Raw genomic sequence first — 12,312 nt, forward strand, 5'->3', positions numbered from 1 at the left:
CGTTCCCTTCGGTCACTCAGCATTTTTATCAAAATGGCCCAATACGTTTTCTCCATGAACCGTGTCACCAAGACCGTGCCGCCCAAGCGGCAGATCTTGAAGAACGTTTCCATCAGCTTCTTCCCCGGCGCCAAGATCGGCGTGCTCGGCCTCAACGGTTCGGGCAAGTCCACGCTGCTCAAGATCATGGCCGGCATCGACAAGGAGATCGAGGGCGAAGCCATCGCCATGCCGGGCATCCAGATCGGCTACCTGCCGCAGGAACCGCAGATCAATCCCGAACAGACCGTGCGCCAGGCGGTGGAAGAAGGCATTGGCGGTGCTCTCAAGGCCAAGGCCCGCCTGGAAGAGGTGTACGCCGCCTACGGCGAAGAAGACGCCGACTTCGACGCCCTGGCCGCCGAGCAGGCCGAGCTCGAAGCCATCATCGCCGCCTCGGGCTCGGAAAACGCCGACCTGCAGCTGGAGTTGGCCGCCGACGCGCTGAACCTGCCGCCCTGGGACGCCACCATCAAGAACCTCTCGGGTGGCGAAAAGCGCCGTGTGGCCCTGTGCCGCCTGCTGCTCTCCAAGCCCGACATGCTGCTGCTCGACGAACCCACCAACCACTTGGACGCCGAGTCCGTGGAGTGGCTGGAGCACTTCCTGCAGCGCTTCCCCGGCACCGTGGTCGCCATCACCCACGACCGCTACTTCCTCGACAACGCGGCCGAGTGGATCCTGGAACTCGACCGTGGCCAGGGCATCCCATGGAAAGGCAACTACTCCGACTGGCTGGACCAGAAGGAACGCCGCCTGGAGACCGAGCAGAAGTCCGAAGATGCCCGCACCAAGGCGATGAAGGAAGAACTCAAGTGGGTGCGCTCCAACGCCAAGGGCCGCCAGGCTAAGAGCAAGGCGCGTCTGGCCCGCTTCGAGGAACTGAGTGATGTGGACTACCAGAAGCGCAACGAGACCAACGAGATCTTCATCCCGGTGGCCGAGCGCCTGGGCAACCAGGTCATCGAGTTCAAGGGCGTGAGCAAGTCCTTCGGTGACCGGGTGCTGATCGACAACCTGAGCTTCTCGGTGCCCCCGGGCGCCATCGTCGGCATCATCGGCCCCAACGGCGCCGGCAAGTCCACGCTGTTTCGGATGATCCAGGGCGTGGAAACGCCGGACTCCGGCTCGGTCGAGATCGGCCAGACCGCCAAGCTCGCCTTTGTGGACCAGAGCCGCGAGAGCCTGGACGGCAGCAAGACCGTGTGGCAGGACGTCTCCGGCGGGCTGGACAACATCATCGTGGGCAAGTTCATCATGCCCAGCCGCGCCTACATCGGCCGCTTCAACTTCAAAGGCAACGACCAGCAAAAGCTGGTGGGCAACCTCTCTGGTGGTGAGCGCGGTCGACTGCACCTGGCCAAGACCCTGGCCCAGGGCGGCAACGTGCTGATGCTCGACGAACCCTCGAACGACCTCGACGTCGAAACCCTGCGCGCGCTGGAAGAAGCGCTGCTGGAGTTCGCCGGTTCGGCCATGGTGATCTCACACGACCGCTGGTTCCTTGACCGCATCTGCACCCACATCCTGGCCTGCGAAGGCAACTCGCAGTGGTATTTCTTCGACGGCAACTTCTCGGAGTACGAGGTCGACAAGAAGCGCCGCCTGGGCGAAGAGGGCGCACGCCCGAAGCGCGCGCGCTTCAAGAGTATTTGATTGAACGCCCCCCGCGCCGAGCCTTCGGCGCGTCACCCCCCACTGGGGGGCAGTGCCTGCGGCCTGGCGGAGCCAGTTCCGCGGCACTCTTGAACTGAATGCCCTTCGCTCCGGACACGATTATGGAACTCTCTGACGACACCGTTTTGGCCGACACCCGCCGCTGGATCGAGAAGGCGGTGATCGGGCTGAACCTGTGCCCGTTCGCGCGCTCGGTGTACGTGAAGAACCAGGTGCGCATCGTGGTGAGCCGGGCGCGGCACCTGGACGCATTTCTCGATGAGCTGGACCGCGAGCTGGACCTGCTGGTGAACACGCCGGCCGAAGCCATCGACACCACGCTGCTGGTGCATCCCACGCTGTTTCCGGACTTTGAGGTCTTCAACGACTTCATGGGCGTGGTGGACGACGTGGTGGCCGAGCACGAGCTGGAAGGCACCGTCCAGGTGGCGAGCTTCCACCCCCTGTTCCAGTTTGAGGGCGTTGAACCCGACGACATCAGCAACGCCACCAATCGCGCGCCTTACCCCACGCTGCACCTGCTGCGCGAAGAGAGCGTGGAACGGGCCGTGGCGTCCGATGCGGGCGATGCCGAAAAGATCGTCGAGCGCAACATCGAAACCCTGCGCGGGCTCGGCGCCGAGGGTTGGGCGGCTCTGCTGGCTAAGCCCTAAACTGCGGGGTTTTCCATGTTTCATCCGGGCTTTTGGCCCGGGCGCGGTGCGCACAATCTTTGCTCATACACCCTTGTATGACCGCTGTTGATTGCCCCCTCCATGAGCGCCCGTGCCAACCCCCCCCCTTTTGAAGCCTGCCTGAAGGACGCGCAGGTTTTGGCGCGCGACTGGATTCCCCGTTGGTTGGGGCAGTTGCAGAAAACGCTTCAGCAGTGCGCTGCCACGGCCTCACACCACCAAGAGAAGCAGGCTTACCTGCACGCTGGCACCGTGCTCGTGGGGGCGCGTGACCGCATGGCCGATCAGTTCCTGAAGGCCTTGTCCGACGGTGTGCAGGCGGCGCAGGAGCGCGCCACGGGCAACGCCCCGCGGGTGCCCAGCACCCAGCGCGCCTGGGACGGCGTGAGCATGGAAGACCTGGAATTGATGGACCACCTGCAGGTGCAGGCCACGGTGGAACTCGCGCGGCTTCAGCAAGTGGTCAAGATGGCGGCCGACTCGGAACTGCTGGCGTTGGGCGCGCTGCTCAGCGGAGCGCAGGGCCTGCCTGCCGTTCGGCAAGAAGCCAATCCGCTGCGTCCCGAGGTGGTGATCGCGGCGCTGATGCAGGCCCTCTCGCATCTGCATGTGGACGAGGCGGCGCGCATGCGCTGGCTGCACGTTGGTGCGGTGCCGCTCGGCGCCGAGCTGCAGCGGTTTTACCGAGACCTGGCCTTGGGGCTGGAGCAACGGAACGTGCAGCCGGCGGCCTATGTGGTAGTGCCGACGGTGGTGGCCCACCGGGCTGCCGTGGCGGAAGGGAGCACTCGACCGGAGAGCGCGCCCTTGGACACGAAGATCGGCGACGCCGCCGTGCTCACCCTCGACCATTTGCACCAACTGCTGGTGGGCAACCTGGACCACGGTGGCGAGGTTGTCTCGGACCAGGGCGCTTCGGGTTCTGGCAATGCCATGGTGCGCACACTGGCGGTCGAGGTGGTGGCGCTCATGCTGCGCACCATTGCGCAAGACCAGCGGCTGCTGCCGTCCGTCCGCGACATGGTGCAACAGCTCAAACCGGTGCTGTTGCACCTGGCGCGCGCAGAACCCCGGTTCTTTGCCGACCGGCACAACCCCGCGAGGCGTTTGCTCGACACCATCACCGCCCGCAGCCTGGCCTTTTCCAGCGAGCAGGACACGGGATACGCCGAGTACGCCCAACAGGTGCATGACGTGGTGAAGACCATGAATGCTTCAACGAGCGCACTGCCCGATCGCATCGTCGAGCAACTGAATCGGCTGCTGCCACAAAGCGCGCCGGATCAGGGGCTGGCGATGCAGACACTGGTGCATGTGGAACAGCGTCACTTGCTGGCTGAACACGTGGCACGCGAGATTCAGGCGCGCCCCGATTTCGGTCGCGCGCCTGGTCTGGTGCGGCGCTTTCTCTGCGATCCCTGGGCCCAGGTGCTGGCGCATGCACGCCTTCATCTGGGCACAGCGGGCAAAGGCTGTCTGGACGATGTGCCGGCGCAGCGCTACATGGACATCTTGCCCGACTTGCTGTGGTCCTGTCAGCTTGCGCAGGCCAGCCTGAACCGCCCCCGGCTGGTGCGGGTCGTGCCCGCGATCTTGCGGACCTTGCGCGAAGGACTGGATTCGATCGACTACCCGCGTGTGCGCGCCGAGGCCTTTTTTCAGGGACTGATGGGTCTGCATGAAGCTGCCTACAAAACGCGACACAACGGTGACCCGGCCGCGCCCTTGCCCCCCAGGGGCGACGAACCAGCGCCGGAGCCATGGATGCACGCGGAAGAGGCGCGCCACTCGGGTTTCGTGGACACCTTGCTTGCGGCCCCCGACTTTGCCGACACCCAGCCCTTCGCCCGGGGTTTGAGCCTGCTGGCGTCCGAGCCATTGCCTGAGCTGGCGGTGGGGGCGTGGGTCGAACTGGAGCAGCAGGACGTGGTGCGCCGGTGTCAGCTCCGCTGGGCGAGCCCGCACGGCACCCTGTTTCTGTTCAACACGGCCGAGGGACTGCCGATCTCGCTCACCCGACAGGGACTGGACCGCCTCAGTGCCCAGGGGCGTTTGCGCGTGGTTGCGGGTCAGGGCATTCTGGATGAAGCGCTTGCCGCCGTCGCGCGCCAGGCCTGGATCAACTCGGGCAAGCTGTAGAGATCTTCAGCAGCATGCAGCCCAGGGCGCCGTCAGGCCGGCTTTGCCGGATGGCCAGTGCCGCTCCCTGAGGGGGTCGCGCGAAGCGCGGCAGGGGTGGGTCACTTCCCCCGGGTGAGCTTTTTTCGCACCAGACCAATGTTGCTGCGCAGGGCGTAGAGCTCGTCGGTGTGCGACAGCGGCACCACGACCTGTTCCACCTTTTCCTCCAGCCGGTTGAGCTGCTCCAGCAGATCGTCGATCGGCGTGGGCTCGTCCTGCTGGTCCAGGTGGCGTTGCTCGATGCTGCGCAGTTCGGCGTACCAGCGGAACACGCGCGAGCGGATGCGGAAGGTGTAGAGCGGCGGCACGATGCGCGAGAGGGGCAGGGCCAGCGCTAGGATCAGGCCCATCGCAAGCCACATGCGCTCGACCAGGTTCGCCAGCCAGAACGGCAGGTAGCGTTGAAGGAACGGCGGGCCGTTCTTGATGGCGCGCACCGCCTCAGGGGAGATCGGCACCTCGCTGTGCTCCAGGCTGGGGTATTCGCGCGCCCGGTTGAACCAGCTGGCGCCGCCGTGCAGGTTGGTGGCCGTTTGCGCGAAGAGCTGCAGGATGGCCGGGTGCGTCTTGGCGCCGGCGAGCAGGCTGGTGGTTGATGCGACGAGGTGCATGTCGCGCTCGGGAATGTTCTTCGACAAGTCCACCACACCCTGCGGCATGACCACGGGCGTGAGGTAACCGAAGCGCCGCGAGTAGGCCTCGCTCTGCGCAAAGTTCAGCAGGTGGATGCCGGGCGACTGCAGCAGCATCTGAACCATCAGCGACTCGGGTGCCGAGGCGAAGACCACCGCGTCGATTTCGCCATTGAGAAACGCCACCGTGGCCGGCGTCTGCTCCAGCTCGCTGAGCGTGAGCTGCTGCCGGTCGATGCGGTTCACGTCGAGCAAGGTGGTGAACAGGCGCGGCACGCCGCTGCCGGCGGTGCCCACGTTGACGCGCCAACCCACCAGATCACCGAGCGACTGGATGGTGGTTTGCTGGTGCAGGCGAACAGCCGAGTCTTCGCGGTAGAACAGCCAGAGCGGCTCCACGAAGAGGCTGCCCAGCGAGGAAATCGACTCTTCGTCGTCGTAGCCTATGTCGGCGCTGCCGCCTTGCACAAAACCCAGGTCGGCCTTGCCGGTGCGCAGCAGTTCGAGGTTGGCCGAAGAGCCTTGGGAGGGCAGCAATTCCACCGTGATGCCATAGCGCTTGAGCGCGTCGGCGTAACGCTTGCCGAACTCGTCGTAGGCGCTCTGGGCGGGGCCGGTGGCGAGCACGACACGTTTGGGTGGATTGGGGTCGAGCCACCAGTAGGTGAGCGCGAGCAGCAGCACCGTGAGCAGCGCAAACGGTCCGACCGACGCGGCCAAGTCGCGCAATGACAGCAGGGTATAGCGGATGTTGCTGGGCATCCCGTTACCTTAGCATGCGTCTGTCAGCTTCAAGACGGGCAGCGACCCGCGGAGAGCGTGGGGGCAGCGGGCCAGCCGCCGGGCCGCCCCAAGGCAGGCCCAGCCCCCTTGGGGGGCAGCGACCCGCGCAGCGGCGGAGCGTGGGGGCAACGATCCACCGCCGGGCCGCCCCAAGGTGGATCAGCCCCCCTTGGGGGGGCAGCGACCCGCGCAGCGGCGGAGCGTGGGGGCTCGTTACCTCACATGCGGAAAATCTGCACCGACTCCTGCATCACCTTGGCCTGGGCCTGCAGCGAACTGGCGGCGGCGGCGAGCTCTTCGACCATGGCCGAGTTCTGCTGGGTCACCGAGTCGAGCTGGCCCACCGCCTGGTTGATTTGCGACAGGCCCATGGACTGTTCTTGCGAGGCGCCGGTGATCTCGGCAATCAGGCTGTTGACCTGCTGCACGGCGGTGACCACGTTGCCCATGGTCTTGCCGGCGTTGTGCACCAGCTGGCCGCCCTGCGACACCTGGCTGGCCGATTCGTCGATCAGCACCTTGATTTCTTTGGCGGCGGTCGAGGTGCGCTGGGCCAGGCTGCGCACCTCGGCGGCCACCACCGCAAAGCCCCGACCCTGCTCGCCCGCGCGAGCGGCTTCCACCGCGGCGTTGAGCGCGAGGATGTTGGTCTGGAAGGAAATGCCTTCGATCACCTGGATGATCTCGCTGATGCGGCTCGACGAGCGGCTGATCTGGTCCATGGTGTCGATCACACGGACCATGGCCTCGTTGCCCTCGCTGGCCACGTTGGCGGCGCGGCTGGTCAGCACGCCGGCTTCGCGCGCCGACGTGGCGCTCTGTTCCACCGTGCTGGTGAGTTGTTCCAAGGAGGCTGCAGTTTCCTCCAGGCTGCCGGCCTGGGCCTCGGTGCGCGCCGAGAGGTCCTGGTTGCCGTTGGCGATTTCATTGGACGCGACCTGCACGCCCTCGACCTCGTGGCGCACGTCGGACACCACCGCCTGCAGGTTCACATTGAGCTGGTTGAGCGCGCGCGAAAGGTCGCCGAATTCGCCGCCGGCCTGGCTGGTCGTGCGAGCGGACAGGTCGCCCGCGGCCATGAAGTTGGCGAAGGTGACGGCCTGTTCCAGCGGCCCCACCATCATGCGGCGCATGAAGGCAGCCAGGGTCAGCGCCACCACACCCGTGACCACATAGGCTGCCAGGTGCCATGCTTTGGGCAGTCCTTCGGTGGCGCTCTCCATGAGCTGCACGCCGAACGCGAGACCCAGCGTCATGGCGCCGAGCTTCTTGCCCAGGGTCGGGCGCATCCAGCGCTGCAACTGGCCGCGCCAGCCGCTGCGCACCAGCTGGCCACTGTGCAGGCAGGTCTGAAGCTGGCCGGCCTCGGCTTCCGAGCGCATGCGGGCGTAGAGGGCTTCTGCCTGCTCGATCTGTTCGCGCGAGGGTTGTGTGCGCACCGACATGTAGCCCACTGGCTGGCCGTTTTGCACCACCGGTGTGGCGTTGGCCATGACCCAGTAGTGGTCGCCGTTCTTGCGCCGGTTCTTCACCAGCGCCGACCAGGGTGATCCGCTCTGCAGCGTGGCCCACATGTCGCGAAAGGCCTCGGCCGGCATGTCGGGGTGGCGCACCAGGTTGTGCGGCTGACCGAGCAGTTCCTCGCGTGAGTAGCCACTGACGGCGATGAAGGCCGGATTGCAGTAGGTGATGCGGCTTTGCAGGTCGGTGGTAGAGACCAGGGTGACCCCGTTCGGTATCAGGAACTCTTTGTGGGTAACGGGCAGATTGGTGCGCATGGTGTTGTGATTCCGGTGGAGCTCGTCCTTGAATTTCGTCCATCTGACCGTGAACTTGAGCCAACCCGTCTCAAGATGAAACGTTTGGAGTCTGCAGTCTATGTTCGGTACCGGAGACCAAAACGCCGGAGCAAGGGCCTAAACCCCCCCCAGTTCTCGCCCGGTCGCTCAGGGTGTGACTTGCAGGTCGATCACGGTGTAGACGCCGTTGACCTTGTCGGCCGTGAACCGCAGTTTGTCGCCGATCTTGAGCCGGCCCAGCTGCGCCGGGTCGCGTGCCTGAAACACCATGGTCATGGCCGGCATCTCCAAGTTGGGGATGTCGCCGTGTTTCAGCGTCACTTTGCCGCCCGCCACGTCCACGCGGCGCACCTCGGCCTCTACCAGGGGCAGGCCACTGGCAACCGGTGTCGCTTGGGATGGGGCGCCAGTGGTCTGGGCGGCGGCGGGTGGAGCGAGTGCCAGCAGCGTGGCGAAGGTGAGGGCTGCAACGGTGCCAAGGAACATGTGGCGTGGGGTGGTCATGGTGGGGCTCCTGGATCAGCTGCGGAATTACGACTGGTAGACGCGGCCGCTGCCGTCGGGCAACACCAGCACCACGTCGTAGGGGTCTTTGCGGCCGCCGTATTCGGGGCCGTCCATGCCGGGGCTGCCGATCGGCATGCCCGGCACCGACAGGCCGATGGCTTTGGGTTTCTCGGTCAGCATGCGGCGGATTTCGCGCGCGTTCACGTGGCCCTCGACCACGTAGCCGCCGATGAGTGCCGTGTGGCACGAGGCGTATTTCTGCGGCAGGCCGAGGCGCTGGCGCATGGTGTTGTTGCCAGTCTCGAAGACCTGCACCTGAAAGCCGTCGCGCTGGAGGTAGCTGATCCAGTCCTTGCAGCAGCCGCAGCTCGGGTCTTTCCAGACCTGCAACACGGGCAGGTCTTTGGCGGTGGGTGAGGCGGCCCAGGCAGGCAGGGAGGTGGCGGCCAGCAGGGCTGGGGCTGTGAGGAGAAGGGAACGTCGTTGCATGGTGTGCTCCTAAAAATGGGATCGATCAGACGCGGGGCTTGACGCGGATGGTGCCGCGCATGCCAGCGTCGAAGTGGCCGGGCAGCAGGCAGGCGAACTCGAAGTCGCCCGCGCGGTTGAAGGTCCAGGTGATGTCGCTGCGTTTCCCGGCCGGCACGTGGGCCATGTAGGGCTCGTCGTGCTCCATGCCGGGGTGCTTCTTCATCATCTCGGCGTGCGACTGCAGCTCCTCAGGCGTGCCGATCACGATCTCGTGCAGCATCTTGCCCCCGTTGACCGCGCGGAGGCGCAGGGTTTCGCCTTCGCGCACCTCGAGGTGGCTGGGCGTGAAGCGCATGTTGTCGGTCATGCGGATCTGAATGGTCCGTTGGGCTTCCTTGGGTTCGGCGGCGATGCCCCAGGGTTTTTGTTCCTTCACGACGGGCACGTTCGCCGCGCTCGCCGGGTGGGCGTCGCCATGGGCGCTGGCCGGGCGCTGGACCAGCCAGGTGGCCAGTGGGGTGAGCACCAGCAGTTGCTGGAAACGGCGGCGGGTGGGCGTTGGGTGTGTCATGGGGGTTGTTCCTTGTCGATGAGTGTGTGGGTCAATGTTGATGGCCACCGCTGCCCTGGGGCTTGCGCACCGTGGCGCTGGGGGCAGGTTGGTGGGGCGTGGCGCTGGCCGCCGGTTTTGCCGGGCCGGCCGCTGATGTGGGCACTTCGCGAGCCTGCGTGCCAGGCGGCATGGTGTACCAGCCCGGATCGCTGTAGTCGCCGGCCTTCAGGTCGGCGCGCACCTTGAGCGTGGAGAACATGCCGCCCATTTCAATGGCGCCATAGGGGCCGGTGCCGGTCATCATGGGGAAGGTGTTGGCGGGCAGCTCCATCTGCATCTCGCCCATGTCGGCCATGCCGCGCTCGCCCATCACCATGTAGTCGGGCGAGGCCTTTTGCAGCTTGCCGACCAGACCGCTGTGGTCGACACCGATCATGGTCGGCACGCTGTGGCCCATGGCGCCCATGGTGTGGTGGCTCTTGTGGCAGTGCACGGCCCAGTCGCCCGGTTCGTCGGCGATGAACTCGATCTGCCGCATCTGACCCACGCCCACGTCGGTCGTCACCTCGGGCCAGCGCGCGGTCTTCGGGACCGGGCCGCCGTCCGTGCCGGTGACCTCGAATTCCATGCCGTGGATGTGGATCGGGTGGTTGGTCATGGTCAGGTTGCCGATGCGCACGCGCACCCGCTCGCCCAGGCGCGCCACCAGCGGGCTGATGCCGGGGAAGACGCGGCTGTTCCAGGCCCAGATGTTCTGCTCCAGCATGGTGTTGACCTGCGGCGTCATGCTGCCGGGCTCGACGTCAAACGCATTGAGCAGGAAGCAGTAGTCGCGCGCCACGTCCTCGATCAGCGGGTGTTTCGCCTTCGGGTGCGTGACCCACAGACCCATCATGCCCATGGCCATCTGCGTCATCTCGTCGGCATGCGGGTGGTACATGAAGCTGCCGGGGCGGCGCGCGACGAACTCATAGACGAAGGTCTTGCCGGGCTGGATCTGCGGCTGCGTGAGCCCGCCCACACCGTCCATGCCCGCGGGCAGGCGCTGGCCGTGCCAGTGCATGGTGGTGTGTTCGGGCAGGCGGTTGGTGACGTACAGGCGCACGCGGTCGCCTTCCACCACCTCAATGGTCGGCCCCGGGCTCTGGCCGTTGTAGCCCCACATGTTGACCAGAAAACCGGGCGCCATTTCGCGCACCACGGGCTCGGCCACCAGGTGGAACTCTTTCACGCCGTTGGCCATGCGCCAGGGCAGGGTCCAGCCGTTGAGTGTGACCACGGGGTTGTACGGCCGGCCCGCGCCGGTGACGCCGGGTGGCGTCCACGGTGCGGCGGTGTCGGGCGAGGTCTGCTGCACGGCCTCGGGCAGGGCGGCGAGCGCCACGCGACTCACACTGGCAGCGGCCACGGCACCGAGCGCGGCGCCAGAGAAAAATTGACGTCTTTGCATGTCAGTGTCCTTGCGGTGAGGAGCCGGTGGGCGCCATGGAGGCGCTGGCGCCAGGGGGCTGATAGGCACCGCCAGCGAGCAGCAGTTGCCAGTCGAGGTGGGCGAGCCAGAAGTCGCGGCGGGCCTGGGCGGCGGCGGCTGTGGCGGCCAAACGTTCGCGGCTGGCGTCCAGCAGCTCCCAGGTGCTTTGCAGCATGCCGTTGTAGCGCAGCTGGGCTTCCTGCTCCAGGGCGGTCTGCAGCGGCAGGATGACCGAGTGGGTCTGCTGCGCCAGCGCGTGTTGCATTTGCAAATGGCCCCAGGCTTCGCGCGCCGCCGAGCGCCGCTCCACGGCCGCACGCAGCAAACCGGCTTCGGCCGACACGGCCCGCTCCAGCCCATGGTCTTTGCCAAGGCGGGCGTCCTCCAGGCTCAGGGGCGCGGCGGGCAGCGTGGCGGCGTCGAGGCTGGCGGCGCTCTCTTGCAATGCACGGTCCCAGGCGGCGCGCTGTGCGGACGGCGTGGCGTTGATCTCGCGTGCCGCGTCGATGCGCTGCAGCGACAGGGCGGCGTCGCTGGACAACACCCGGGCTTCGATGCCTGAGGCATGGCTGTCCAGTGTCTCGGGCGGCGCAGGCAGCTCGGCGGGCAGGCGCAGGCCGAGTTGCGCCACCGCGTCGCCTTGCCACAGGCCCAACAGGCGAGCCAGCCGTTCACGGGCGCCCAGCGCGCCCTGTTGCGCCTGCAACAAGGACGCTGCTTCTCGGGCGTCGGCGAGCTGCTCACGCAACAGGCGGGCCTGGCTCCAGTTGCCGGCCTGCACCATGCGCCGTCCCAGCTCGGCGCCGCTGCGGGTGGCTTCTTGTCGGGCTTGCTGCAGGCGCAACGCCTGTCCCGTGGCCACGGCGTCCACCCAAGCGCGGCGCAGCTCGGCCACGTGGGCCAGCAGCGCCTGGTGGCGTTCGAATTGCGCCAGGGCACTTCCACCGGGGGCTTTCAGCAAACCCGGTCGGAGGCGCAGCGACTGGCGCAGGGCGTCGTCTGCCGACAAGGGGCTGGCTTGGCGCTGGGGCTGGGCCGTGTCAGCGGTGTCCTTGGCCTCCGCCCGCAGGATGTCGATGTGGCCGCGGGGGAAGGCGGCCACGCGCTGGTTGGCCTGTTGCCACTGCTTCAATGCTTCGGCCGGGTCGGCGGGCAGGGGCGGCGACGCCACCGGCGAGGGCCGGGCTGGTGCGGTGGCGATGGCCGGAATGGGGGTGTTGGGGTCGGCGGCGCGTTGCGCTTCCGACACCGCTTGGGCCTGGGCGCTCAGGCCAGGCAATGCCAGCAAGCCGGCCATCGCGAGCCGGTGCAGCAGCGGACACAGCCGCTGGAATGGGGTCATGTTCATCTCCTGAAGTCACAAACCGGCGCAAACGCGGCCCCGGGAGGGACACGCGGACGCACCACGGGTGGGTGAGTTCAGGCGATGGGTGGCTTGTGACCGCGCTGGAGAACGGCGCTGACGAAGTCGCTGCGCCCAGGTGCCAACAGCGCCTGCGGCAGGGGCGCGGCAGCGGGGCTCGGT

General features: G+C 66.8%; 10 protein-coding genes. 3 read left to right on the forward strand and 7 right to left on the reverse strand.

The window, feature by feature from the left end:
- Positions 1-33: 33 nt before the first annotated feature.
- From ettA to B0E41_RS22215, 3 genes are all read left to right on the forward strand, one after another.
- A complete protein-coding gene (gene ettA / locus B0E41_RS22205; RefSeq protein ID WP_077334564.1) occupies positions 34-1,695 on the forward strand; it encodes an energy-dependent translational throttle protein EttA in 1,662 nt (553 codons plus the stop codon).
- A gap of 122 nt (positions 1,696-1,817) precedes the next feature.
- Positions 1,818-2,369: a DUF1415 domain-containing protein gene (locus B0E41_RS22210; protein WP_077334566.1), complete on the forward strand. Its 552-nt coding sequence runs from the start codon at positions 1,818-1,820 to the stop codon at positions 2,367-2,369.
- Between the two features lie 102 nt (positions 2,370-2,471).
- Entirely contained in the window at positions 2,472-4,529 is a 2,058-nt protein-coding gene (locus B0E41_RS22215; protein ID WP_077334568.1) for a DUF1631 family protein, read from the forward strand.
- A 101-nt stretch (positions 4,530-4,630) separates the two neighbouring features.
- On the opposite strand, the gene B0E41_RS22220 is transcribed toward B0E41_RS22215, so the two are convergent.
- The 7 genes from B0E41_RS22220 to B0E41_RS22250 form a co-directional block, all read right to left on the reverse strand.
- A complete protein-coding gene (locus B0E41_RS22220) occupies positions 4,631-5,965 on the reverse strand; it encodes a TAXI family TRAP transporter solute-binding subunit (RefSeq protein ID WP_077334570.1) in 1,335 nt (444 codons plus the stop codon).
- A gap of 239 nt (positions 5,966-6,204) precedes the next feature.
- The gene (locus B0E41_RS22225) at positions 6,205-7,764 is read right to left on the reverse strand and encodes a PAS domain-containing methyl-accepting chemotaxis protein (protein ID WP_077334572.1); all 1,560 of its coding nucleotides are present in this window, start codon (positions 7,762-7,764) and stop codon (positions 6,205-6,207) included.
- 168 nt (positions 7,765-7,932) lie between these two features.
- Positions 7,933-8,289: a copper-binding protein gene (locus B0E41_RS22230; RefSeq protein WP_253195092.1), complete on the reverse strand. Its 357-nt coding sequence runs from the start codon at positions 8,287-8,289 to the stop codon at positions 7,933-7,935.
- A 27-nt stretch (positions 8,290-8,316) separates the two neighbouring features.
- Positions 8,317-8,781, reverse strand: a complete 465-nt coding sequence (locus B0E41_RS22235) for a DUF411 domain-containing protein (protein ID WP_077334574.1) — start codon at positions 8,779-8,781, stop codon at positions 8,317-8,319.
- Positions 8,782-8,806: 25 nt separating this feature from the next.
- On the reverse strand, positions 8,807-9,334 hold the full coding sequence (locus B0E41_RS22240) for a cupredoxin family protein (RefSeq protein ID WP_077334576.1): 528 nt from the start codon (positions 9,332-9,334) through the stop codon (positions 8,807-8,809).
- A 31-nt stretch (positions 9,335-9,365) separates the two neighbouring features.
- Complete coding sequence (locus tag B0E41_RS22245; RefSeq protein ID WP_077334578.1) at positions 9,366-10,766, reverse strand: copper oxidase; 1,401 nt, start codon at positions 10,764-10,766, stop codon at positions 9,366-9,368.
- Position 10,767: 1 nt separating this feature from the next.
- Entirely contained in the window at positions 10,768-12,129 is a 1,362-nt protein-coding gene (locus B0E41_RS22250) for a TolC family protein (protein WP_077334580.1), read from the reverse strand.
- Positions 12,130-12,312 lie beyond the last annotated feature (183 nt).

This window comes from Hydrogenophaga sp. A37 (genome assembly GCF_002001205.1).
GTDB lineage: Bacteria > Pseudomonadota > Gammaproteobacteria > Burkholderiales > Burkholderiaceae_C > Hydrogenophaga.

Coding starts and splice junctions, on each gene's coding strand:
- ettA (WP_077334564.1), top strand. CDS start 34: ATGGCCCAATACGTTTTCTCCATGAACCGTGTCACCAAGACCGTGCCG.
- B0E41_RS22220 (WP_077334570.1), bottom strand. CDS start 5,965: ATGCCCAGCAACATCCGCTATACCCTGCTGTCATTGCGCGACTTGGCC.
- B0E41_RS22235 (WP_077334574.1), bottom strand. CDS start 8,781: ATGCAACGACGTTCCCTTCTCCTCACAGCCCCAGCCCTGCTGGCCGCC.
- B0E41_RS22210 (WP_077334566.1), top strand. CDS start 1,818: ATGGAACTCTCTGACGACACCGTTTTGGCCGACACCCGCCGCTGGATC.
- B0E41_RS22245 (WP_077334578.1), bottom strand. CDS start 10,766: ATGCAAAGACGTCAATTTTTCTCTGGCGCCGCGCTCGGTGCCGTGGCC.
- B0E41_RS22240 (WP_077334576.1), bottom strand. CDS start 9,334: ATGACACACCCAACGCCCACCCGCCGCCGTTTCCAGCAACTGCTGGTG.
- B0E41_RS22215 (WP_077334568.1), top strand. CDS start 2,472: ATGAGCGCCCGTGCCAACCCCCCCCCTTTTGAAGCCTGCCTGAAGGAC.
- B0E41_RS22225 (WP_077334572.1), bottom strand. CDS start 7,764: ATGCGCACCAATCTGCCCGTTACCCACAAAGAGTTCCTGATACCGAAC.
- B0E41_RS22250 (WP_077334580.1), bottom strand. CDS start 12,129: ATGACCCCATTCCAGCGGCTGTGTCCGCTGCTGCACCGGCTCGCGATG.
- B0E41_RS22230 (WP_253195092.1), bottom strand. CDS start 8,289: ATGACCACCCCACGCCACATGTTCCTTGGCACCGTTGCAGCCCTCACC.